Consider the following 20,898-nt stretch of genomic DNA (forward strand, 5'->3'; position numbering starts at 1 on the left):
GGCGGCCTGCGATGGCATCAGGCCGCCCCACCACTCGAAGCATCGCAGTGCCCCCGAACCCCGTAAAGCCCACATTTGTGTGGGCAACACCTTGGTGGGCAGCGGGAGACCTCCGCGACCCGCGCTATCGTGACCGCAGGCAAAAGGAGGTGCACCGTGACGTCCATGCGGCGGATCGCACTCGTGGAGGACCACGCGTTGATCTCCCTGGGGTTTCGCGACCTCGTGGCGGGCATCGAGGACGTCACCCTGGTGGCATCGGTCGTGTCGGTGGACGCTCTTGCCGCGGACATTGAGCTCGACATGGTGGTGCTCGACCTGCGTCTCGCGGATGGTTCCACCCCCACGGGCAATGTCACGACCCTGCGCGAGCGCGGCTGGCACGTCCTGATCTACACCGGCGCTGAAGACCGCCATCTCATCCAGTCCGCGGCGCGCGCAGGCGCGCTCGGTCTGGTGCGCAAGTCGGCACCTCCTGAGGAACTCGTGGACGCCATCCGTACCGCCGCCACGGGCGGCGAGGTGTTCTCCACCGAATGGGCCGCCGCGATCGACGCCGCGGCCGACCTCGCCGACGCGGGCCTCAGCGAACGTGAGGCAGAGGTACTGCAGATGTACGCCGCAGGCGAGACGGCCCAGTCGGTCGCCCACCACCTCGGCATCTCCCGCGCCACCGTCTCCGACTACGTCATCCGCATTCGCCGCAAGTACTCCCAGGTGGGCCGTCCCGCCGCGTCCCGCGTGGACCTGTACCGCCGCGCCCGCGAGGACGGCATCCTCGAATGACGACGGTGCTCGAGCACACGGCTCGCGACCGCGTCCAGCGGGTCCTGTACTTCGCCAGCGGCATCGGCGGCATCGTCTTTGGCCTCCTGATGACCACGGGCAACAGCGGCATCGTGGCCGCCCGTGGTCAGGTGGAGGAGTGGTACTGGTGGCTGTCCATCGTCGTGGTGGTGCTCATTCCCATCACGTTCGTGGGCACGGCCTTCCGCCTGCCGATGCGGGCGCTCCACACGGTCGCGTTCGTGTGCGTGGGCGGTTTCCTGGTGATCCAGGTGCTGTGGCTGCCCGCCATGACCGGCGAGGTTCTCGCGGCTCAAGGCACCCCGTGGCTCCAAGGCATCAACGCGATGCCGTCCACGCTCGTGGGAATCGCCTGGACGTCATCGGCCGTCTGGATCCTGCCGCTGTCCCAACTGGTGCTGGTGCCGCTGATCCAGGCTCAACGTGTCCGACACCACCACCTGGGCGGCCGTCCTCGACGGCTGCGGCGCGCTGATCTTCTGCTCCATCCTCACGGCCATGACCCTGGCCGTGGTGGGCGCGGCGCGAGGAGAGGACCGCGCCGCGCTCGAGGCGAGGACTCTCGCGTCCATTGAGTCCGCTCGCCGCACGCGTGAACGCGAGGTCACCCGCATCAACGCCATCGTCCACGACGACGTGATGTCGGTCCTGCTCACCGCGTCGCGCGAGAACGCGCCGCGCGAGCCGACCATGAGCGCAGGCGACGCTCTCGCGTCCATCGCGGCTCTCGCCACCCCGGAACACGAACGCGACGGCGGCTACTCCGCCGCCGAGGTGGTGGCAGCCCTGCGCGCGGTGCCCGCCGACCTTGGCGTGGACGCCCACGTCGACTACTCCTTCGGCACGTGCCCCCCGGTTCCCGGCGATGCCGTCGCGGCGCTGTCGGAGGCGCTCGGCGAGGCGGTCCGCAACGCGGCACGTCACGCCGGCGACGAGGCCCGCCTCTCGGTGTCCATCAGCGCCGACCACCGTGGCGTCGACATCCTGGTCGCGGACCGCGGAGTGGGGTTTGATCCCGAGGCTGTCGATCCCCTCCGACTGGGAATCCGCGTCTCCATCAGGGACCGCATGTCGACGGTCGATGGCGGCCGTGGCGCCGTTTACTCGCGTCCGGGCCGCGGCACCACCGTTCAGGCTCGGGTGGGACGTCCCATGAGCATCCCCACCAACCTCGCCGAAGGCTCTGCGACCTCGGGCGGGCGCCTCCTGCCGATGAACAGGCCTGGGAGGCGAAGGTCATCGTCGGCCTGTTCATCGTCACCAACGCACTGTTTGCGGTGGGCACCTCGAGCGTCGCCGACCGGCCGTGGCAGACGTATCTCGCCGTGCTGGTCGCGGGCTACGGCGCGATGGTCATCGTGAAGACCGCGCCGTTCCCGTTCCCGCGACGCGACACCTGGGTGGTCCTCGCCACCGTCGCCGTCTCGTCAGCCCTCGTCTTTGGGGCGGTCACGGACACAGGCACCCTGGGCCGCGCCACCTGGCACCTGGGCTCCAACACCTGGCTGCTGTTCTTCCTCGCGCTGAGGGGCCGTCCCCTGGCCGCATGGGTCGGCATGGCGATCATGGTGGGCGAAAGCGCCGTCTGGGGCGTCCTGACGGGCAGGGGCGCGCTGTCCGCCGTCATGATGTCCAACAGCCACATCGGCATCCTGATCGTCGCCACCCTGTTTGCGCGCCAGGCTCAGCGCCACTGCGGACCGCATCGCCGCGCTACGGGAGCGCGCCGTGGCATCGGCCGCGGAGACGGCGGCGGCCGATGCGGGCCTGGAGATCCGGCGCACCCGGGCCGCGGAACTGGCGACGCTGGCGGTGCCGCTGCTGGAGCGCATTCGCAGGGGCGGCCCCTTCGCCGACGACGAGCGGGCCGAGTTTGCGCGGGCCGAGGCGCGCCTGCGCGACGGTGTGCGCGGCCGTTCCCTCGCCCTACCCGAGGTGGTCGAGGCGGTCGAGGCCGCCCGCATGCGTGGCGTGCAGGTGACCATCCTCGATGACCGCGGAGCGCCCATCGACGACGGCGAGGCGCTGGGACGGATGGTCCAGGCCATCGTCGAAGTCCTCGCGGCCGCCTGTACGGGCTCCGTCACCGTGCGGCTGCTTCCCGCGGGGCGCGACACTGCGCTCAGCCTGCGGCGTGCCACGGATGACGAGGTGGAGCGGCTGTCGCTTGGACAGGACGGCTACCCCCTCACCACCCCTCCCACTGGTTGAATTTGGTCACTTAGCGGCCCTTCGTTGACCGAAATCAACCAGTCGCGCAGTGACGTGGGGAGCGGCGTGGAGTGAGAAGCGCGGCGTCCTGAACGCACCGCGGGGCGGCACCCGCGTATGCAGGTGCCGCCCCGACGGCGTGGTGGGCGTGCCTTACTTGGCGAGCGCCTTGGCCTTGATGGCCTCGTACTCCTCGGCCGTGATGGCGCCGGAGTCGAGCAGGCTCCTTGGCAGCCTTGATCTCGCTGGCGGGACCGGCCTCGCTCATGAGTCCCTTGGTGTACTCCACCTGGGCAGCGCGGACCGAGGCCGCCTGCTCCACGTCGCGACGGGCCATGCCCTTGCCGCGCGCGATCAGGTAGATCAGGATGCCGAGGAACGGGAAGATCAGGACCGCGATGAGCCACAGCGTCTTGCTGAAGCCACCGAGGTTGCTGTCACGGAAGATGTCCACGATCACGCGGAACAGCACCATGAAGAACGCCACGAGGACGAAGATCCAGAGGCTGAAGAACAGCAGGTCGAGGAAAGACTTGAAGAACTCCATCGGAGGCTCCTTTGACAAAGAAGGGGACGGTCCCGTGCGGTACGGGTACGGGCTCACCCTAGTGGACCGGCGGTCGAGTTGTCTCCGGTCTGAGAAAGGCGAGGGTCAGCGCTCTCCGGAGGTGCCAGTGGGGCCCGTCGCCTCACGGTGACGGGCCCCACCGAGCGGGTTAGTCGAGAGGCGACCAGGGGCCATGCGCAGCCCCAGGCTCCTGTCCCCGCGTCCACCACTTGGCGGTGAACCGCTCACCGTCGTGGATCACCACATCGCCGGCGGTGAAGATGCGGCTGGCGGTCCATACCGCCGTCCCGTCTCCGGCGGTGCGGATCTCCTGCCACGGCCCGTACGTGTCGCCGGGCTGCTGACCCCGGGTCCACCACGTCGCGAGCCATCGCGCGCCGTCGGCGACAACTTCGTCGCCGGCGCCGTAGGTGGCCGATGCGTCCCACGCCTTGCGTACGGTCACGGCGACGGTCGCGTCGACCGCGTCGACGGCCGCGCTGAGCAGAGAGGCGTCGGCGCTGATCGTGACCGTGACGTCGGCATCGACGGAGGTGTCGAGCCCCTCCACCGCGAACTCGTCAGCGGTCAGGGCGCGGGTGCTGCCATCGGCGAACGTGCCGGTGACGGTCCACGCGATGTCCGTGGCGTCGGAGCCTACGGCGACCACCAGTGCTGCGGGCTCGACCTCGAGCGTCACGAGGGCCGGGACCAGAGCCTCCAGCGCATCGGCCAGCGCGGCCGCGGCCGCATCCACCTCAGCCTGCGTGGCCGTGCGTGCAAGGACTGCCTGCGCATCCGCGAGCGCCTCGGACAGGGCACCCCAGCCCGCTGCCGTGACGTCGGCCTCACCGATCTCCTCGGCTGCGGCCACCGACTCCTCGAGCGCGGCGGTGTCCACGTGCTGACGGCGCAGCGAGAGAGCGTCCGCCTTGAGGTAGACGCCGCCATCGCCCACGGCTCGCACCGCGAAGCGCGTCGCGCCCTCTGGCAGCACCACCTGGCCGAGCGACTGAGCCGCCCAACCCGAGGTGACGGGGATGTCGAACACGTGGTCCACGCCATCGGCCCCGGTGACGACCACCTGGGCGGCCGTGAGGGCGGCGGCACGGTCGGCCGTCAGCGCGACCTCGTACACCCCGGCCGGGACCTCGACGTCCTGGTGGACGTCTCCAGCGAACGCCTGCGCGGCGCCGAGGCGCAGCCCGAACCGGGTGCCGTCGGCGCCCGGCGAGACGTTGGACACGAATGCCGTGGTCGACGAGGACGCCTCCGTGGACTGGGTCCATCCGGTGAGGGTCGTCACCGAGATGCGGTCGGCGGCGAAGTCGGGGTTCAGCACGTAGTTGTTCGAGAACCCGACCTCCCACTCGCCGGTAGTGGCGTTGAGGTTCCAGTCGCTTAGCGAGTTGAACCAGACGTCCTCGCCGGTGCCGCTCAGCGGCACCCACTGGTTGTAGCCGAGCCCGTTGTAGGCGAAGTCCGCCCAGCGGTCACCCGCGTAGATGACGGTGTCCTGCTCGGTGCCCTTGACGGTCACGAAGAAGCCGCTCTGGGTGACGTGCGAGTAGTCCATCTCCGTGCCCGGGAGCACGTACATGCCCGAGTAGGCACCCTGGATGTCATCACTGAGCGAGCGGACGATGTACGTCTGGGAGGTGTTCCAGCCGTGCAGGTCGGAGCTCGCAATGTAGTAGCGGCCATCGAGCCTTGAACATGGCGTTGCCCTCGCGGCCCGCGCCCGCGAAGACCTGTGTCGCAGTCTCGACGGAAAGCGAGTCCTCGTCGCTGATCTGCGCGACGTAGGTGCGCGAGCGGCCGCTGCGGTACGAGAACACCAGGTAGTCGCTGCCGTCGTCGTCGGTGAAGACGGTCTGGTCACCGGTGCCCTGGTTGTATCCCGAGCCGTTGTTGTACACGCCGGGGATGTGCGTCTGCAGGTTCGCGTACTCGAAGTCGTCGGTGGGCGAGTCGCCGCTGAGGAACAGCACGCCGGCGTTGGTGACGCGGGCGGGGTCGGCGTTCTCGAACTGGGTCAGCAGCACGTACTTGCCGGTGTTCTCGTTGTAGACCACGCCCAGGCGGCCAATCCAGACCGAGTCGGCGAGCGTCTGCATGTCCGAGAAGTACGAGCCGTTGACGTCCTTCGACTCCGGGATGTGCACCGCGGTGTCGGTGGTCGCGATCTCGTTTTCGAAGGTCCAGTTGACGAGGTCGGTCGAGGAGTAGGCGGTGATGGACTCGAAGGTCGCGTCGTAGGTCTTGGTGGGGTTGTCGTAGTACGCCTGCGCGCCGGTGTACTTCACGCCGTACCAGTAGTAGCGGTCGCCGAAGCGGAAGATGCCACCACCCTGCGAGAAGATCGGGTTGCCATCCGTGTCGTGCCAGAACTGGTTGTTGGTGATCGCCTCGAGGTCTCCCGTGGACACGGTCGCCAGCGCGGCGGCGGCATCCTGCAGGGCATTCTTGGCATTGACGACGGCCGATGCCGTGGCGGCCCGGTCCTCGACCACGCCGGTGGCGGCGGTCAGGGCGGCGGCGAAGGGCTCCCAGGTGGCGGCGGAGTAGTCGCTCGGCACGTGGTTCGCGTATCGCGTGAGGAGGTCGGCGAGACCCGAGACCTGGACGCGGGCGGTGGCCGCGGCGTCGAGGGCGGTGCGCGCGTCCACGAGCGCGGTATCCGTGGCGGCCGCATCGGCGAAGGCGTCCTGGGCGGTGGCAAGGGCGGCCGCGAAGGGGGCCCATGAGTCGGCGGCGTAGTCGGCTGCCTCGTCACTGGCGTAGCGGTCGATGGTGTCGCCAAGGCGTCCGCGCTCGTCGGCCTGCACGGTCGACGTGATCTCGACGCTCGCGTGGTTGATCCAGCCCACGGTGACTACGCGCAGGACGTGGTCGCCTGGCGTCAGGCCCTCGCGGCGGAAGATCTCGATGGTGTTGGTGCGGGCGCCGTTGTAGTTGGCGGTGCCCACGCGGACATCGTCGATGTAGACCTCGGCCGTGCCGTTGGTGGTGGAGCGGCGGCCGTACATCACGATGGACTCGCCGGTGAAGGCGACCTCGAACTGGGCTCCCGCGTTGCCCCAGGTGTGCGTGCTGTTGGAGTCCCAGGTCCCCTCGTACCAGGTCTTGAAGGGAGTACCGCGGGTCGCGGTGGTGTCGTTGTAGTTCACGGTGGTCGTGGTGGTCTCGGCGGCGGTGGCCGAGACGGGGGCGACGGCGACGAGGACCGCGGCGAGCAGTGTGGCCGCCACGGCCTTCCATCGCATCGCCCGGGATGCGTTCACAGTGGTCAAGGTGATCTCCGTCGTTGCAGTCGTCCTCGTGGTACAGCGCTGTACCAAAACCGAACATAGTGCCCTCGCGGCACCGCCGCAAGAGGCAGCGTCAGCGCGTGGTGCCGCGCTCGACCAGTTGCGACCTTGCCCGGAGGTCCACGGGCTCGCTCGCGTCCTGGTCGATGCGCGCGGCCAGGCGGTCGAGCGCGGTGGGCACGATCCACTCGAGCCGTGAGTCCATGGTGGTCAGCGGCGGCGACAGGAACGCGGACTCCTCGATGTCGTCGAAGCCGATCACCTGGACGTCTTCGGGCACCCGGAAGCCCGCCTCTCGCAGCGCCGAGATCGCGCCGATGGCCAATCCATCGTTGAGGCAGACCATGGCGTCGAAGGGAACGCCTGCGGCGATCACCGCCTGCGCTCCCCGGAAGCCCGACCCGATGGTCCAGTCGTAGCCCGTCACACCGACCAGGCGCGGATCGATGCGGCGGCCGGTCTCGACGGATGCGGCATGGATGCCCCGCAGTCGCATCTCGGCATTGCCCTCGTTTGCCCCGGCAATCTCCTCAGGATCGAACGGCACGTGCGCGCCCACCACGGCGAGCGCGGTCGCTCCGCGCGAGTACAGGAAGCGAGCCGCGGCGTGACCGTCGGCAACGTCATCGGTCGCCACCTTGTCGGCACGCCCATGGGTGGTCCTGGTGCCGAGGCAGACGAGCGGATAGTCCACGTCGAAGGCGGACGGCTCGAGCGTCTCATGCTCCGCGAGCGACAGGAGCAGTCCGTCGTTGAGGTTCGCGTTGAACTGGGCGAGGTAGCGACGCGAGGCGCCAGCCTCGTGTTCGGGATAGGTGGTGACGTGCACGCCGAGGTCGTGCTGACGCGCCGCCTCCACCACCGCCTCGGCAAGGCTCGGCCAGGTAGGCGGGCCGCAGGGACGGAACGGCGAGAGCGATGGTGCCGGTACGGCCGCGGGTGAGGCTGCGGGCCGCCGCGTGCACCTTGTAGCCGAGTTCTTCGACCACCGCCTCGACGCGCGCCCTGGTGGCCGCGGACATGCGTCCCGTGCCGTTGACGGCGTTGGAGGCGGTCTTCAGGGAGACCCCGGCACGCGCCGCCACCTCGGCCAGCGTTACGCCGCGTCGCCTCGCCGTCATCGCTCCCCCTCGTGAGTCATCGCCCGACTCTAGCGCCAGCATCGGCCGCCAAGGAGAACGCGAAAGGCCCCCGCCAACCGGCGGGGGCCTTTCGATAAAGCGCGCCCGGAGGGATTCGAACCCCCAACCTTCTGATCCGTAGTCAGATGCTCTATCCGTTGAGCCTACGGGCGCACGGTCCGCGAGGACCGAGACACAACTATACAGGTTCGGGCGGCGGTCGATGACCACTGCGCCCGATCCATGCGTCGTCGCGGGGCGGAGACGGTGGGATTCGAACCCACGGATGGGTTTACCCCATCACATCCTTAGCAGGGATGCACTTTCGGCCACTCAGTCACGTCTCCTGTGTAGCGGGTACAGGGTACCGGTCACGGGAGCCTCGGAGCAAAGCGGCTCCCCGGCGGCCGCGACCGGCACCCTCGCCGCTCAGCAGCAGCCGGTTCCGCAGCAGCCTCCGCCGTCGCAGCATGTGGTCGAGTCGCCCATCTCCCTCACCTCCTTTCGATATATGTCACATCGGGATACTGGCGCGGAGATATGACATATGTCAAATGATGTGGCAGGGTGGCGTCATGCCCGCTGCCCTGCCCGCCGTCGACGCCTCCCAGCCCCTGTGCTGTGCACCGCTAGGAGATGCGGCTTTCGCCCCACAGGACGACGCCGTGGCTGTCGCCGCCCGGCTGCGGGCCATGGCGGACGCGAACCGCGTCCGCATCCTCCAAGCGCTCGCCTGCTGCGAGGGCCACGAGATGACCACCACCGACGTCGCAGCGATGCTTGAGGTCTCCCCCGCCACCGCGAATCACCACCTGCGCCAACTCGAGGGCGCAGGCTTGCTGATGGCCCGTCGTGATGGCGCCAAGGTGCTGTACGGGCTGCGTCTCGAGAGCGTGCGCGCGGTGGCACGCGTGCTACAGATCGCGTGCGGCGCCTCCTGCGACTGCTGTTAACGCACAGGCAGCCACGCGGCGCGGGAGCGGAGAGTGTGGGATTCGAACCCACGGAGACGCTTAAACGCCTCAACGGTTTTCAAGACCGTCACCTTCGGCCGCTCGGTCAACTCTCCTTTGCCGGATCAGGCTCCGGCGGTGCCATTGTGCCAGCCCGGCAGCATGCCGGGCGTCACGACCTTCAGTTCATACAGTTCCGCCGCCTGCGCGAGTTCCGCATCGTAGGTGGCGATGGTGTCGATCGCGGGGTGCGCCACGGCGGCACCAAGGTGCAGGGCCGCGAAGGGCTTCAGCACCGCGGCCGCGTGCGTTGACACGCCCACGTTCTTGTCCGAGAAGCGGATGGACGGGATGCGCGCGCGCACCTGCTCGACCACCTCAAACGCCTGGTTCTTCTCGGCGCGCGGGAACAGGCTCGGCCGCCTGGCGCAGGCTCGGTGTACCCCAACTGCGTGGTGGTCACCTCGCCCAGCCGCGGCAGAATCCACGCCGTGAACTCGTCGAAGTACTTCACGCCGGGCAGGAAGCGCACCAGCGCGGAGCCGTCGACGTAGATCACGTTCGCAAGGATAGCCCGGCAGAGGTCAGCCGATGCGCGCGCGCCATTGCGCACGCATCGGCCGTCTGTGTCAGCCCTTCTTGAGTGGCGCATGGCGAGCTGGACCACTGCGATCAGCGCCTGCTTGGTCGCGGCCTTCTCGCGTGCATCGGTGTACATGACGGGGATCTCGGGCGGGATGCCGAGCGCCTCGCGCACGTCCTCGAGCGTGTGGCGGGCCACACCGTCGAAGCAGTTGACGCACACGACGAACGGGATACCCCGGCCCTCGAAGTAGTCCACAGCCGGGAAGCACTGGTCAAGACGCTCGGTGTCCACCAGAACCACGGCACCGATCGCGCCGCGCACCAGGTCGTCCCACATGAAGAGAAAGCGGTCCTGGCCAGGCGTGCCGAACAGGTAGAGCCACAGCGACCCAGGCAGCGCGATGCGGCCAAAGTCCATGGCCACCGTCGTGGTGGTCTTGCGGTCGGTGACGCCACCCGCGTCGTCGACGCCGATGGACTTCTCCGTCATCGCCGCCTCGGTGTTGAGGGGGTCGATGTCCGAGATCGAGCCGATGAAGGTCGTCTTGCCGACGGCGAAGCCACCGGCGATGACGATCTTGACGACCGTAGGGGCGACGTGGACGGGGGCGGTCGCGACCGCCGCGTCAGAGGGCTGCGATGCCATCAAGGACACTCTCCAGAAGGCTCAGGGAAATGCCGCCGTCCGCGTCATGCGTGGACGTGTCATCGGCGGTTCCACCGGTGTGGATGATCAGGTGGTTCTCGGTTGCCAGGTCGGTGACGAGGACTCGCACCACCCCCAGCGGCAGCCGTGTGTGGGCGGACAACTCTGCGACCGACTGGTACTGCCCGGTCGACAGTTGCAGGATGGTGCGCTTCTCGGGCGTCAGCCCGCGCACCGCCTCCACGTCAGAGCCTGGACTCGACAAGCGCCTCCATGGGGAGGTCCTTGCTCGCAGCGCTGACGCGACCGCCCGTGACGGCGTACGGACGGACCGTGTAGGCCTCGTCGTCGTCATGCACGTCGCTGTGGGTCATGGGAGCTCACATCCTTCAGACGCGGGTGTGTCCGTCAGTCGGCAGGTTCTGACGCATCTCGGTGATGAGCCTGCGGCGTCAGGGCGTTCTCGGTACGCGACACGAGGAGAGTCATCTCGTAACCCACGAGGCCCACGTCACACGTCGAGTCCGCGGCGACCGCGAGCACCGAGCCGTTCGAGACGCTCATGAGGAACAGGAACAGGCTCGTCCATCTCGATGATGGACTGACGGACCTCGCCGGCCTGCAGGCGGCGCGCGGCGCCACGCGTCAGGCTCGCCATGCCCGAGACCACGGCCGCAAGCGTGTCGCCACCCGTGCGGTCAAGGTTCTTCGACATGGCCATGAGCAGGCCGTCAGCGCTCACGACGAGCGTGTGACGGGTGCCGGGGACCGTCTGGACGAAGTTGTCCAGCAGCCATCCGAAATTGGTTGCTTCAGCGCTGAGCTCGGGCAACTGTCCTCCTTGATATAGCGCTCCAGGTGCGGAGACATTCATTGATGCGGGCGTCGTCATGATCAGTCCTGTCCCCCGTGTACTTCTTCCTCGATCTGCGTGGCACGGTCGAAGTCGGCCGCGTCCTGCCGCGCACGCTGGGTGCCAGAGTAGAAGGAGCCTAAAGCGCTGGCGCACGGCGTCGGCGTCACGCTCGGCGGGAGTCACGGCGACTTCCTCCTCGAGCGGCTTCACTTCCACCGGCGGAGCGTCGGACTGGCGGCGCTTCTGCAGGCCCGCGCGAGTCTTTTCGATCTTGGGGCGCTCGGCCGCGAGCGAGCGAGGCTCGGAGAAGACGGCCGATGCCATATCGGTGCCGCCGTCCGCCTCGTCGGGCCGGATGATGGGCTGGTAGGTGGTCGCCGACTCGGGCGCAGCCGCCTGCAACGCGCTCTGCCCCGCGGCCTCCCAGCCGTGAGCCTGGGCGAGCCTGCTCGGGGGTGAACGCGGCCTGGGCGGGCGTTCCCTGCGGCTCGAACGACTGCGGAGTCGGCTCGAAGGACTGAGGGGCCGGTTCGAAGGACTGCGGAGCCGGCTCGAACGACTGAGGCGCCTGGTACGGCTCACCCGCGGGTTCGAAGGACGGTGCTGCGGGCTCAGGCTCGAACGACTGTGCCGCGGGCGAGAACATCGACGGACGGCTCGGTGCCACAGGCTCAACGCTCGCCTGCGGCGCTTCCGCCTGAGGAGCCTCCGCCACGGGCGCGGGCTCAAACGCTGCCGGCGTGGGCTCGAATGCCGCGGGTGCAGGCTCGAACGCTGCCGGCGTGGGCTCAAACGCCGCGGCCGATGCGGCGGCAGGCGCCTGGGCAGGCGCAGACGGCGTCAGCGGTGCCGCGAGCACCGACGACGGATCTGCGACCGGCGCGAACGCGGTCGGCGCGGACGGAGCGTACGGCGCGGGTGCCTCATCGACGGCGTCCTTACGGCCCCCGCGGCCGAACAGGCGCGAGAAGAAGCCCGGACGGTGGTCTTCCTCGACCGCGCTCTGGATGAGGTCGTCGAGCCGAGGCGACGTCGACGCAGGTGCGGGAACGTCGTCAAGCGCCACCGAGTCGACGCCAGCAAACGGCGTCGCCGCCGAGGGGATCTCTGCGCCAACCGGTGCCGCGTAGGGCTCCTGTGCGTACTGGTCCTGAGTCGCATCCTGGGGTGCCTGAGCATCGAACGGCGTCTGGCCGTACGCGGGCTCGACAGTCGAGGGCGCAGGCGTCGCCGCGACACGGGCCCACGCCGGGGTCACACCATCGAACTCGCTCGCCGCCTGCTCCTGCGGGGCGTCCCACGTGAATGGGGCGTCCTCGACGACGGGGGCGTCCTGCGGCTGCTCGGCGACGGCGTCGGCCTGCCAGACCGGCTGCTCGTCGACGACGGGCGCCTCCTCCTCAAGGGAGAAAGCAGGCACCGCGGCCGGGGTGTCCTCGGGCTCGGGCGCCGCGGAGGCGCTCCACTCGTGCGAGGCAGGCTGCTCGTCCTCATCGGGCTCGAACGCGAAGGTCGGGATGGGCGCGAAGGGCTCGTCCTGGGCCAGCGTGTTGTCCTGCGCGTGTGCGTCGTCCACCAGCCACGGCAGCGGCGGCAACGCCGCGGGCTGCTCGGGCGCGGTCTCGTCCACCGGCTGCGCGAAGGGATCTGCCGTGGGCTCGGTCGCCTCGTCCACCGGGGCGACCTGCTCGTCCGCGATCACCGGGATCTGGCCCGTGGTGGCGGGATCGAACTTAGGCAGACGGAAGCCGCTCACACCGGCAGCCTCATCGGGCTCAAGCGCGAACGTGGGGATGGGCTCGGGCTCCGGGGCAACCTCGACGGCCGGTGCCACCTCGGGCTCGACGGCGGACGGCTGCGAGATCTCCTCGTCGGAGCGCACGCGGTCGCGAGCCCCAAAGAACGCCGCGGCACCCAGTGCACCCGCACCAGCCGCCGTCGCGCGCCACGGGTGCGCGTCGTCCTCAGGCTCGGCAGGGGCATCGGCCGCCGGGACCTCAGCGACATCGCCCTCGTGGAGGTCACCCTCAAGGGACGGCACCGTGAACGCGTCCGCGGGGGCATCGGTCGTCGGCGTCTCGGCAACCTCGTTCGCCTCCGATGCCGCCTGCTCGGTCTCACGACGCGAGCGGAAGCCACGGAACATCGAGGCACGCTCGTCGGCAGACTGCGGGGCCACCTCGCTGGGCGCCACGGTAGGCGTGAAGCCACCACCGGCCTCAGCGTCAAGGGCGGACAGCCTGCTCCTCCGTGGCGCGTGCAGGCAGACCCACGACCGGGATCACACCGGGCAGGCCCGCATCCTCGGTAGGCGTCTGGGGGGCACGGCGGCGGCGGGTGGGCAGACCCACGGCGCTGACGCCGTCGGTGAGGCCCTCAACGTCGGCCTCCTCCACAGCGGGAGCCGCCGCAGCATCGGCCGCAATGAGGGCATCGATGGAGTTCGGGTCAGCCGCCACGGGCACCGGGTCGGCCGCCCTGGCGGGAAGCGACTCGCCACGGGTCGGCAGGTCGCCACCACGGGCAGGCAGGTCACCCGCTCGGGCGGGAAGCGCGCCGCCGTCGCGTCCGGCAAGGCTTGCGCCTTCCTGCAACGCGGCGGGCATGTAGGCGGGACCGGGCGCAATGTCGCGACCAGACGTGGGGGCAAGCGTGGGCGCAGGGGTCTCGACGACCTCGTCCACCGCCATCGACACACCACGAGCGGCGGGAGCCACCGGCTCCACGGGAGCGCCCTCGGCACCGGCGAACAACGCGGCGGGAAGGAAGACGGTCGCGACGGTGCCGCGGCCCTCCTCCGAGCGCACCTCCACCTGCGCGCCGATACGGCGGGCAATACGGCCGACCACGAACAGGCCCAGTCGCTGCTCACCGAGGATCTCCGAGGCGGCGGTAGAGCCCACGCGGGCGTTCGCCTCCGCGACCTCCTTGACGGTCATGCCGATGCCGTGGTCCTCGATCTCGACCACGAAGCCCGCCTCGGTGGCGGCGGTGCGGACCGCGACGCGCGTGCCGGGGTCGGAGAACACCGTGGCGTTCTCGAGGATCTCCGCGAACAGGTGCGCGGCGGTCAGTGCGGTGTGGCCAAGCATCGACGGGTCGACGTCCAGGTCAAGATCGACGCGCTCGTACAGTTCGATCTCGGAGGACGCGGTACGGATCACGTCGGACAGCGGCATCGGGCGACGCAGGCGGCGACCGGTGTCGATACCTGCGAGCACCAGGAGGGACTCCGAGTTACGACGCATTCGCGTCGCGAGGTGGTCGAGGGCGAAGAGCCTGGTGAGCGTGTCCGGGTCGTCCTCGGTGCGCTCCATGTCGTCAATGGACGACAGGCGGCGGTTGAGGAGAACCTGGTCGCGACGTGCGACGTTGACGAACATCTCGGAGATGGAGCCACGCAGCGCGGCCTGCTCGGCGGCGATGGACAGGGTTGCCGCGTTGACGCCGTTGAACGCCTCGGCGAGCCTGGCCGACCTCGTCCTTGGACTCCACGGGGATCTGCACCTCGGACACGTCGACGTCCTCGCCGGGCAGCGCGACTCGCTCCACGAGTCGCGGCAGGCTCCTCACGGACGGCGGTAGCCGTGGTGGTCAGACGGCGAAGCGGGCCGATGATGCGGCGCGCGATCACGAGCGCGATGATGACCGAGACGATAACGATCGCGATGGCGGCAAGTCCGGTCAGGATCGCCTGGGCGAGGGCGGCCTGGGTGTCGCTCGACGCATCGGACGTCACGGTGTCCCACATCGCGTCGCGCAGCGGTTCGTAGGCGGCAACCTCGGTGTCGACCTCGGTGGTCCAACCCGAGTCCTGCTCACCCACGAGCGACGAGTCGAGGCCGGTCAGCACCTGGGTCCTGACGGTCTGGAAGGACGAGGCCGTGTCGTCAACCACACCGGCCGAGGCACCGAAGGGGGCACGACCTCCGCACCCGAAACGGCCGCGGAGGAGTCCTGCGCCTCCTCGAGCGAGATGTCGGTACGCGCTGTCATGGTTCGCGCGGTGGCGGCCTCACCGGGGAGGAACGCACCCTGGCGGACCAGGCGGTCGATGACGACCTCCTCGTAGCGCATGTTCTCGATCAGAGCGTCGAGGTCACCGTAGGCCTGGATGCTCGTCACAAGGTCACGGTCGGACATGGCGACCGAGACGTCGTCCGCGGCCGAGACGATGGTGTCGATCAGCGAGCCTATACCCGTTGATCATGGCCGTCACGTTCATGGTCGCGGACTGCACGCCCGCACGGACGGTCGGGAGGCTACCCACGGCCTCCTGGCCGGACAGCAGCGCCTCCACGGCTCGGGCGTTGACTTCGTTGCTTGCCAGGCGCTCAGAGGAGCCCAGCAGTCCCTCGACGCCTGCATCGACGCGGCCCCAGGCCGCCTCGAGGGGCTCCTGGTAGGCCTGCGGCTCGGTGAACAGAGCCGTTGCGGACTCGGACTCGAAGTTCAGGCGGAAGGCTCAGCGCAGCGAGCGGGATGTCGAGGTCGGTGCCGGCGGGGAGGTCTGCCCTGACGCTGTCGAGGCTCCTCGACGGCCGCCGCGTACGAGGCCTGCATGGCTTCGATATCCGAGGTCTCGGGGAAGACCACCCAGCCGCCGTCCTCACCGGGGGCGGCAATCTGAACGGCGCGCGCGTCTTCCATGTAACCGGAGGAGGTACGCCCGATGGCCGCGTTGACATCGGCCATGAAGGCCTCGCCGTCGACCGAGGAGGTCTCGTCCGTGTCGCTGGACTCATCCGTGGTGTCGTCGGTGGCGTCATCGGCCGTCGCGTCGGGGTTGTCGATGACTCCGGCGGCAACCTCAAGGTTGGTGATCGCGGTGTCCGTGAAGCCGTACGACTCCTCGAGCTTGTCCTCGCCATCCTGAATGGTGTGGGAGAACTGCTCCGAGAGGAGGCGCTCCTGCTGGAGGTCAGCCTGGAGGTCGCGCGCCTGGCCGAGGGTCTCGATGAGGTCCTCGGAGTTCTGCGCGGCGGTGAAGGTCTGTGCAGCGGACGCGGTAATAAACGCGGCAGCCAGCACGAGCACCAGGATGGGCACTGCGACTACCGCGAGGATCTTCCCGCGAATACCAAGCCTCTGGAGCATTAACCCTCTCCCTCACGAGCCGCCGCCCGGACCACGGGAATCTCGCCGTGGACCGCATTGCGCGCGGACCTCATCGTTATCGGCGGCGTCGCCTCAAACCTTGAAGCCCACGTGGCTCATTGCAGATTGAGACGCTATATGGTGGCCGTTATGACGCGAAACTTCGGGCGATTCGTGTGATCTTTTCCACACCATCGGCCCCCGGGGGCCCGAAGTTCTCACGCTTGCGCAGGGCCCCGATCCCGCCGTCGCAGACCGTGACCTCCTGATCAGAGTGGCCGCCGCGGGTGTCAATCGCGCCGACGCCCTCCAACGCCAGGGACATTATCCTCCGCCGCCGGGCGCCCCCGCACACCCCGGCCTCGAGGTCTCGGGCACCGTGGTCGCACGGGGTGCGGCAGTCTCGCGCTGGCAGGTGGGAGACGAGGTGGTCGCGCTGCTCGCAGGCGGCGGCTACGCGGACCTCGTCGCCGTCCACGAGTCGCTGGTGCTGCCCGTGCCCGAGGGGTGGGCCTCGTCGACGCAGGCGGCCTCATGGAGGCGGCCTGCACCGTGTGGTCCAACTTTCAGGCGGCCGATGCGCACGCGGGCCAGACGCTGCTGGTGCACGGCGGCTCGGGTGGAGTGGGTTCGCTCGCCATCCAGGTGGGCGTCGCCATGGGGATGCGGGTCTTCGCCACGGCCGGCGGCCCCACGAGGGCGGCACGCTGCGAGGACCTGGGCGCCACACGCGGCATCGACCACCGCACCGAGGACTTCGTCGAGATCGTGCGCGAGGCGGGAGGAGCGGACGTGATCCTCGATGTGATCGGCGCCGCCTACCTCGAGCGCAACCTCCGGGCGCTGCGCACCGAAGGCACCCTCGTCGTCATCGGCATGCAGGGCGGCACGAGGGCCGAGATCAACCTCGGCGCGGTGCTCGCGCGCCGCCTCCGGGTGATTGGCACCACCCTGCGCTCACGGCCGCTCGAGGACAAGGCCGCGATCGTGGCCGGGGTGGGGCGCGACATCTGGCCGCTCGTGCCGCACGCCGTGCGGCCCCTCACCCACGAGACCTATCCGCTCGCCGAGGCCGCCGAGGCGCATCGGGCACTTGAAAGCGGCGACGTGTTCGGAAAGGTGCTGCTCCTGCCCTGAGCCCCGCGAGGCTCAGTCGAGATTGCCTGCGGCAAGCGAGGCCGCGAGCGCCGGGGACACCGGCAGGCGGGGCAGGAGGGTCGCCTGAAGGGCGTGGTAGACGTCCACCTTGCCGGGCCACACAGTGCCGCTGACTGAGAGGTCCGGCGCCGGCTCGTGCCACCACGAGCCCTGCACAGTGTCGAGGTGGTGAGCGCCTGCGAAGTCCCACCACCGCTCGTAGTCGGCCGCGTATTCGGGCTTGCGGGTGGCGCGCCACAGTGCGGCGGCCACGCCGATGGCCTCGGCGATCACCCAGTGCATGCGCTCGCGCACCACGGGCTTGCCTTCCCAGTCGACGGTGTAAATGAACCCGGCCTCACCATCGACGTGCCAGCCCTCGCGGATGGCCGCGGCGTACAGGCTCGGCGGCGTCCTCGCGCATCCACGCGGGCGGCTCGAGCCCCGACTGCTGAAGCGATGTCGCCACCTGCAGCGTGAGGCGCGCCCACTCGAGCCAGTGCCCGATGGTCGCGCCGTACGGACGGAAGGGGTGCGCGGGCTCGTCCTCGTGATAATCGAGCAGCGGCTGCCACTCGGCATCGAAGTGTTCAGGCAGACGCCACTCCTGCTCGCGGGCAAAGACGTGCACGGCACGCTCAACGATCCGAGCCGCACGCTGCAGGAGTGATTTGTCGCCCGTCACGTCCGATGCCGCGAGGTACGCCTCGACGGTGTGCATGTTCGCGTTGATGCCGCGGTAGTCCTCGACGTCGGACCAGTCACGGGCGAAGGCCTCGCGGCTCATCCCTGCTTCCTCGTCCCAGAACCGCTCGGCGTGAATCGCGAGCGCCTCGTCGAGCAGGTCCTGCGCCTCGGGCCGTCCCGCGGCGACCGCGGAGGAAGCGGCGAGGATCACGAACGCGTGACCGTAGGCCTCCTTCGCAGTGTTCGTGGGGCCATCGGCACCCACGGCGGCGAACCAACCGCCGTGCTCGGCGTCACGGAGCCGTCCCGTGAGCGCGTCGAGACCGTGATCCACGAGCGGTCCCGCACCGGGGACACCCATCAGCGAGGCCAGCGCGAAGCAGTGCGTCATCCTGCAGGTGACCCATACTCGACGTCGGCATCCGCATCGAGCGCACCATCGGCGCCGAGCATGCCGAAACCGCCATCTTGATGTTGCGACGCGCGCGCAAAGTCGATGAGACGCAAGGACTCCGCCTCGAGCCAACGGTGGTGAGACGGTGAGGTCAACCAAGCCATGGCGTCAGCGTAGCGATGCGGGGCCCGGTGCTACAGGACGGCGAGCCGGTCCGGGTCGATCATGCGTTCCAGGACGGCAAGGATGCCGTCCTCCTGCACGGAGCCGACCACTTCATCGGCCGCGTCCCTGACCTGCTGAGGCGCGGTACCCATGGCCGCAGAACGTCCGGCCCAGCGCAGCATCTCGATGTCGTTGTTGCCGTCACCGACGGCCACCGTGTGGTCGGGGTAGACGCCCAACTGCTGACGCAGGTGCTCGAGCGCCGACGCCTTCGAGACGTTCGGAGGGGTGAGGTCGAGCCACGCGTCGAAGCCGACGGCGTAGGTCACGTCCGAGAGGCCGATGCGGTGCACCAGGTCGTCGAAATGGCTCACGTCCGCGCCGGGGGCGCGAATGACGACGCGGGTTGCCTCACCCGCGGCCAACTCCTCCGGGTCCTCAACTACCCGCTGACGCCCCACAAGGCTCACCCATGGGGAACTCCTGGCTGACGCGGAAGCCGACGCCCAGATCCTCCACGGCCACGACCGCATCGGGCATCTCCCTGCGCACCAACTCCAGTGCGGCACGCGGGTCAAAGGTGACGGTCTCGACGATGTCGTAGCCCCCGGCGTCGCGGGGTTCAGGCGAATGGTGACGGCGCCGTTGGAACACACGGCCCAGCCGCGTCGGATGCCCAGGGTTTCCGCGACGGGCAGGGTGCCAAGGATGTTGCGGCCCGTCGCGAGGATCACATGGTTGCGGCACATGCGCACCTGCTCGACGGCGCGGATCACGGCCGGAGAGATGTCGCCGCCCCAGTGCATGAGGGTGCCGTCGATGTCGAGTCCGACCATCCCCCACGCGTCATTCTCCAGCGGCGGTCGCATGTCCTCGGGGGCCGGCGTCATGCCACGAGCCTACGACAGCGTGACGCCCTCTCCGGCCCCCGTCCCGCTCTCACCCCGGCCGCCCGTCTGCACACCCCTGCCGCCGCACATGGCCGCATTTGCGACACTTCGAGCGCCCTGGTGCCGCGAAACGGGCCACCAGGACAGTGGCGAACCTCTTTAGGCGACCGGCTGCAGGTACTCGACCCCACCCAGGTACGGGCGCAGGATCGCGGGAACGTAAACCGAGCCATCGGCCTGCTGGTGGTTCTCCAGCAGCGCCACAAGCCAGCGGGTGGTGCCGATGGTGCCGTTGATGGTCGCCACGGCCGTGGTCCCCTTCTCCACACGCTCGCGAATGTTCAGACGACGCGCCTGGTACGTAGTGCAGTTCGAGGTCGACGTGACCTCCATCCACCGCTCCTGGCTCGGCAGCCACGCCTCACAGTCGAACTTGCGCGCCGCACTCGAGCCGAGGTCGCCCGCCGCCGTGTCGATGACGCGGTACGGCAACTCGAGGGCCGTCAGCATCTCCTCCTCGATGGACAGGAACCGCTCGTGCTCGGCGGCCGCATCCTCCGCGTGGGCGTACGAGAACATCTCGACCTTGTGGAACTGGTGGACGCGAATGATGCCGCGGGTATCGCGGCCCGCCGACCCCGCCTCGCGGCGGTAGCAGGCGCTCCAGCCGGCGTATCGCTTGGGGCCATCGGTCAGGTCGATGATCTCGTCGGCGTGATACCCCGCGAGCGCCACCTCGGACGTGCCCACCAGGTACATGTCATCGCGCTCGAGGTAGTAGATCTCCTCCGCGTGCTTGCCGAGGAAGCCCGTGCCGGCCATCGTCTCGGGACGCACCAGCGTGGGCGTGATCGTCGGCGAGAAGCCGCGCTCGTAGGCCAGGTTCATCGCGGCATTGAGGATCGCGAGGCTCGAGGCGCGCACCAATGCCCGTGAGGAAATAGAAGCGGGCTCCCGACACCTTCGCGCCACGCTCCATGTCGATCGCCTTGAGACCCTCGCCGATCGCCAGGTGGTCCTTCACCTCAATGCCCTCGGCGGCGAAGTCACGCGGAGTTCCCTCGTGGCGCAGCACCGTGAAGTCGTCCTCGCCGCCCGACGGCACTCCGGGCTCGGGGATGTTGCCAAGCGACCGGGCGAGGCTCCACTGCCCGCGCGGCCGCGGCATCGGCCGTCGCCTGTGCCTCCTTGACCGCCGCGGCAAGGTCCTTGGTACGGGCGAGAAGCGCCTGCTTCTCCTCACCCTGCGCCTGGGCCACCAGGCTTGCCGAGGCCCTTCTGCTCGGCGCGCTTGGCCTCGAAGTCGGCGAGCGCGGCACGATGCTGGGCGTCCGCCTCAAGCACCTCGTCCACGATCGCGGGGTCGTCTCCGCGCGATCGCTGGCTGGCCTTCACGACGTCGGGGTCGGTGCGCAGCAACTTGAGGTCGATCATGATCCGGAGTCTAACGGGGCACTCTCGCTAGGCTCTGACCATGGTGTGGGTGATCGT

Annotated in this window: 24 protein-coding genes, 3 tRNA genes and 4 pseudogenes; 8 read left to right on the top strand and 23 right to left on the bottom strand. The window is 69.2% G+C overall.

From position 1 onward, the window contains the following. The first annotated feature begins 165 nt into the window (after positions 1–165). From QQK48_RS07290 to QQK48_RS07310, 5 genes are all read left to right on the top strand, one after another. A complete protein-coding gene (locus QQK48_RS07290; protein WP_284329333.1) occupies positions 166–786 on the top strand; it encodes a response regulator transcription factor in 621 nt (206 codons plus the stop codon). 5 nt (positions 787–791) lie between these two features. Beyond that, positions 792–1,382, top strand: a complete 591-nt coding sequence (locus tag QQK48_RS07295; protein WP_284327993.1) for a hypothetical protein — start codon at positions 792–794, stop codon at positions 1,380–1,382. A gap of 115 nt (positions 1,383–1,497) precedes the next feature. Further along, positions 1,498–2,169: a sensor histidine kinase gene (locus QQK48_RS07300; RefSeq protein ID WP_284329334.1), complete on the top strand. Its 672-nt coding sequence runs from the start codon at positions 1,498–1,500 to the stop codon at positions 2,167–2,169. Then, positions 2,085–2,801, top strand: coding sequence for a hypothetical protein (locus QQK48_RS07305; RefSeq protein WP_284327994.1), 717 nt, complete (start codon positions 2,085–2,087; stop codon positions 2,799–2,801). Before QQK48_RS07300 ends, QQK48_RS07305 begins: the two co-directional genes overlap by 85 nt. Continuing rightward, positions 2,770–3,018: a hypothetical protein gene (locus QQK48_RS07310; protein WP_284327995.1), complete on the top strand. Its 249-nt coding sequence runs from the start codon at positions 2,770–2,772 to the stop codon at positions 3,016–3,018. Before QQK48_RS07305 ends, QQK48_RS07310 begins: the two co-directional genes overlap by 32 nt. 34 nt (positions 3,019–3,052) lie before the next feature. Here the strand turns inward: QQK48_RS07310 and QQK48_RS21470 are convergent, their stop codons facing one another. The 7 genes from QQK48_RS21470 to QQK48_RS07350 form a co-directional block, all read right to left on the bottom strand. Then, a complete protein-coding gene (locus tag QQK48_RS21470) occupies positions 3,053–3,565 on the bottom strand; it encodes a PLD nuclease N-terminal domain-containing protein (RefSeq protein ID WP_431308304.1) in 513 nt (170 codons plus the stop codon). Between the two features lie 169 nt (positions 3,566–3,734). Then, the gene (locus QQK48_RS07325; protein WP_284327996.1) at positions 3,735–5,165 is read right to left on the bottom strand and encodes a carbohydrate-binding protein; all 1,431 of its coding nucleotides are present in this window, start codon (positions 5,163–5,165) and stop codon (positions 3,735–3,737) included. A gap of 25 nt (positions 5,166–5,190) precedes the next feature. Next, positions 5,191–6,858: a hypothetical protein gene (locus QQK48_RS07330; RefSeq protein ID WP_284327997.1), complete on the bottom strand. Its 1,668-nt coding sequence runs from the start codon at positions 6,856–6,858 to the stop codon at positions 5,191–5,193. A 91-nt stretch (positions 6,859–6,949) separates the two neighbouring features. Further along, on the bottom strand, positions 6,950–7,705 hold the full coding sequence (locus QQK48_RS07335) for a LacI family DNA-binding transcriptional regulator (RefSeq protein ID WP_284327998.1): 756 nt from the start codon (positions 7,703–7,705) through the stop codon (positions 6,950–6,952). Then, positions 7,596–7,997, bottom strand: coding sequence for a LacI family DNA-binding transcriptional regulator (locus QQK48_RS07340; RefSeq protein WP_284327999.1), 402 nt, complete (start codon positions 7,995–7,997; stop codon positions 7,596–7,598). Before QQK48_RS07340 ends, QQK48_RS07335 begins: the two co-directional genes overlap by 110 nt. Positions 7,998–8,097: 100 nt before the next feature. Then, positions 8,098–8,171, bottom strand: a tRNA-Arg gene (locus tag QQK48_RS07345). Between the two features lie 85 nt (positions 8,172–8,256). Further along, positions 8,257–8,344: transfer RNA gene (locus tag QQK48_RS07350), tRNA-Ser, on the bottom strand. 207 nt (positions 8,345–8,551) lie between these two features. Here QQK48_RS07350 and QQK48_RS07355 point away from each other — a divergent pair. Beyond that, a complete protein-coding gene (locus QQK48_RS07355) occupies positions 8,552–8,950 on the top strand; it encodes an ArsR/SmtB family transcription factor (RefSeq protein ID WP_284328000.1) in 399 nt (132 codons plus the stop codon). 27 nt (positions 8,951–8,977) lie between these two features. On the opposite strand, the gene QQK48_RS07360 is transcribed toward QQK48_RS07355, so the two are convergent. The 9 genes and pseudogenes from QQK48_RS07360 to QQK48_RS07400 form a co-directional block, all read right to left on the bottom strand. After that, a tRNA-Ser gene (locus QQK48_RS07360) sits at positions 8,978–9,066 on the bottom strand. Positions 9,067–9,075: 9 nt separating this feature from the next. After that, a complete protein-coding gene (locus QQK48_RS07365; protein ID WP_284328001.1) occupies positions 9,076–9,267 on the bottom strand; it encodes a PIN domain-containing protein in 192 nt (63 codons plus the stop codon). Positions 9,268–9,584: 317 nt separating this feature from the next. Next, a pseudogene (locus tag QQK48_RS07370) lies at positions 9,585–10,181 on the bottom strand (GTP-binding protein); the annotation flags it as partial. After that, on the bottom strand, positions 10,162–10,425 hold the full coding sequence (locus QQK48_RS07375; protein WP_348523516.1) for a DUF742 domain-containing protein: 264 nt from the start codon (positions 10,423–10,425) through the stop codon (positions 10,162–10,164). The gene QQK48_RS07375 and the pseudogene QQK48_RS07370, both read right to left, overlap by 20 nt. Position 10,426: 1 nt before the next feature. Then, positions 10,427–10,555 carry a hypothetical protein gene (locus QQK48_RS19505; RefSeq protein WP_348523517.1) on the bottom strand — a complete coding sequence of 43 codons (129 nt, stop codon included), beginning with the start codon at positions 10,553–10,555 and terminating at the stop codon, positions 10,427–10,429. Positions 10,556–10,570: 15 nt separating this feature from the next. Next, positions 10,571–11,013, bottom strand: a pseudogene (locus QQK48_RS07385) (roadblock/LC7 domain-containing protein). 187 nt (positions 11,014–11,200) lie between these two features. Continuing rightward, the gene (locus tag QQK48_RS07390) at positions 11,201–13,231 is read right to left on the bottom strand and encodes a hypothetical protein (RefSeq protein ID WP_284328004.1); all 2,031 of its coding nucleotides are present in this window, start codon (positions 13,229–13,231) and stop codon (positions 11,201–11,203) included. Positions 13,232–13,262: 31 nt separating this feature from the next. After that, positions 13,263–14,420 (bottom strand): ATP-binding protein, encoded by a 1,158-nt coding sequence (locus QQK48_RS07395; RefSeq protein ID WP_284328005.1) that lies wholly within the window; start codon positions 14,418–14,420, stop codon positions 13,263–13,265. Continuing rightward, positions 14,359–14,610: a hypothetical protein gene (locus tag QQK48_RS07400; protein ID WP_284328006.1), complete on the bottom strand. Its 252-nt coding sequence runs from the start codon at positions 14,608–14,610 to the stop codon at positions 14,359–14,361. The genes QQK48_RS07395 and QQK48_RS07400 overlap by 62 nt, the downstream gene beginning before the upstream one ends. Positions 14,611–14,681: 71 nt before the next feature. Between QQK48_RS07400 and QQK48_RS07405 the strand changes: the two genes are divergently transcribed. Continuing rightward, entirely contained in the window at positions 14,682–14,810 is a 129-nt protein-coding gene (locus QQK48_RS07405; RefSeq protein WP_284328007.1) for a hypothetical protein, read from the top strand. A 73-nt stretch (positions 14,811–14,883) separates the two neighbouring features. On the opposite strand, the gene QQK48_RS07410 is transcribed toward QQK48_RS07405, so the two are convergent. Together QQK48_RS07410 and QQK48_RS07415 are read right to left on the bottom strand one after the other, a co-directional pair. Further along, a complete protein-coding gene (locus QQK48_RS07410; protein ID WP_284328008.1) occupies positions 14,884–15,180 on the bottom strand; it encodes a hypothetical protein in 297 nt (98 codons plus the stop codon). Positions 15,181–15,489: 309 nt separating this feature from the next. Beyond that, entirely contained in the window at positions 15,490–16,134 is a 645-nt protein-coding gene (locus tag QQK48_RS07415; RefSeq protein WP_284328009.1) for a hypothetical protein, read from the bottom strand. A 193-nt stretch (positions 16,135–16,327) separates the two neighbouring features. On the opposite strand from QQK48_RS07415, the pseudogene QQK48_RS07420 reads away from it, so the two are divergent. Further along, a pseudogene (locus QQK48_RS07420) lies at positions 16,328–17,271 on the top strand (NAD(P)H-quinone oxidoreductase). A gap of 12 nt (positions 17,272–17,283) precedes the next feature. Here the strand turns inward: QQK48_RS07420 and QQK48_RS19515 are convergent. From QQK48_RS19515 to serS, 5 genes and pseudogenes are all read right to left on the bottom strand, one after another. After that, positions 17,284–17,673, bottom strand: coding sequence for an AGE family epimerase/isomerase (locus QQK48_RS19515; protein ID WP_348523771.1), 390 nt, complete (start codon positions 17,671–17,673; stop codon positions 17,284–17,286). After that, the gene (locus tag QQK48_RS19520) at positions 17,630–18,349 is read right to left on the bottom strand and encodes an AGE family epimerase/isomerase (protein ID WP_348523519.1); all 720 of its coding nucleotides are present in this window, start codon (positions 18,347–18,349) and stop codon (positions 17,630–17,632) included. Before QQK48_RS19520 ends, QQK48_RS19515 begins: the two co-directional genes overlap by 44 nt. Continuing rightward, the gene (locus tag QQK48_RS19525) at positions 18,346–18,516 is read right to left on the bottom strand and encodes a hypothetical protein (RefSeq protein WP_348523520.1); all 171 of its coding nucleotides are present in this window, start codon (positions 18,514–18,516) and stop codon (positions 18,346–18,348) included. The genes QQK48_RS19520 and QQK48_RS19525 overlap by 4 nt, the downstream gene beginning before the upstream one ends. Positions 18,517–18,546: 30 nt before the next feature. Then, complete coding sequence (locus QQK48_RS07430) at positions 18,547–19,407, bottom strand: HAD family hydrolase (protein WP_348523521.1); 861 nt, start codon at positions 19,405–19,407, stop codon at positions 18,547–18,549. Between the two features lie 159 nt (positions 19,408–19,566). Then, positions 19,567–20,841 (bottom strand): annotated as a pseudogene (gene serS, locus QQK48_RS07435) (serine--tRNA ligase). Between the last annotated feature and the right edge of the window lie 57 nt (positions 20,842–20,898).

Source organism: Demequina litorisediminis (assembly GCF_030161615.1).
GTDB lineage: Bacteria > Actinomycetota > Actinomycetes > Actinomycetales > Demequinaceae > Demequina > Demequina litorisediminis.

What these genes read in the sequence shown, in the direction of transcription:
- QQK48_RS07290 (WP_284329333.1), top strand. Translation starts at nt 166, where the DNA reads ATGCGGCGGATCGCACTCGTGGAGGACCACGCGTTGATCTCCCTGGGG.
- QQK48_RS07300 (WP_284329334.1), top strand. Translation starts at nt 1,498, where the DNA reads ATGAGCGCAGGCGACGCTCTCGCGTCCATCGCGGCTCTCGCCACCCCG.
- QQK48_RS07310 (WP_284327995.1), top strand. Translation starts at nt 2,770, where the DNA reads ATGCGTGGCGTGCAGGTGACCATCCTCGATGACCGCGGAGCGCCCATC.
- QQK48_RS21470 (WP_431308304.1), bottom strand. Translation starts at nt 3,565, where the DNA reads ATGGAGTTCTTCAAGTCTTTCCTCGACCTGCTGTTCTTCAGCCTCTGG.
- QQK48_RS07325 (WP_284327996.1), bottom strand. Translation starts at nt 5,165, where the DNA reads ATGTACGTGCTCCCGGGCACGGAGATGGACTACTCGCACGTCACCCAG.
- QQK48_RS07340 (WP_284327999.1), bottom strand. Translation starts at nt 7,997, where the DNA reads ATGACGGCGAGGCGACGCGGCGTAACGCTGGCCGAGGTGGCGGCGCGT.
- QQK48_RS07355 (WP_284328000.1), top strand. Translation starts at nt 8,552, where the DNA reads ATGATGTGGCAGGGTGGCGTCATGCCCGCTGCCCTGCCCGCCGTCGAC.
- QQK48_RS19505 (WP_348523517.1), bottom strand. Translation starts at nt 10,555, where the DNA reads ATGACCCACAGCGACGTGCATGACGACGACGAGGCCTACACGGTCCGT.
- QQK48_RS07395 (WP_284328005.1), bottom strand. Translation starts at nt 14,420, where the DNA reads ATGTTCGTCAACGTCGCACGTCGCGACCAGGTTCTCCTCAACCGCCGC.
- QQK48_RS07405 (WP_284328007.1), top strand. Translation starts at nt 14,682, where the DNA reads ATGACCGAGACGATAACGATCGCGATGGCGGCAAGTCCGGTCAGGATC.
- QQK48_RS07410 (WP_284328008.1), bottom strand. Translation starts at nt 15,180, where the DNA reads ATGTCCGACCGTGACCTTGTGACGAGCATCCAGGCCTACGGTGACCTC.
- QQK48_RS07415 (WP_284328009.1), bottom strand. Translation starts at nt 16,134, where the DNA reads ATGCTCCAGAGGCTTGGTATTCGCGGGAAGATCCTCGCGGTAGTCGCA.
- QQK48_RS19520 (WP_348523519.1), bottom strand. Translation starts at nt 18,349, where the DNA reads ATGACGCACTGCTTCGCGCTGGCCTCGCTGATGGGTGTCCCCGGTGCG.
- QQK48_RS19525 (WP_348523520.1), bottom strand. Translation starts at nt 18,516, where the DNA reads ATGGCTTGGTTGACCTCACCGTCTCACCACCGTTGGCTCGAGGCGGAG.
- QQK48_RS07430 (WP_348523521.1), bottom strand. Translation starts at nt 19,407, where the DNA reads ATGACGCCGGCCCCCGAGGACATGCGACCGCCGCTGGAGAATGACGCG.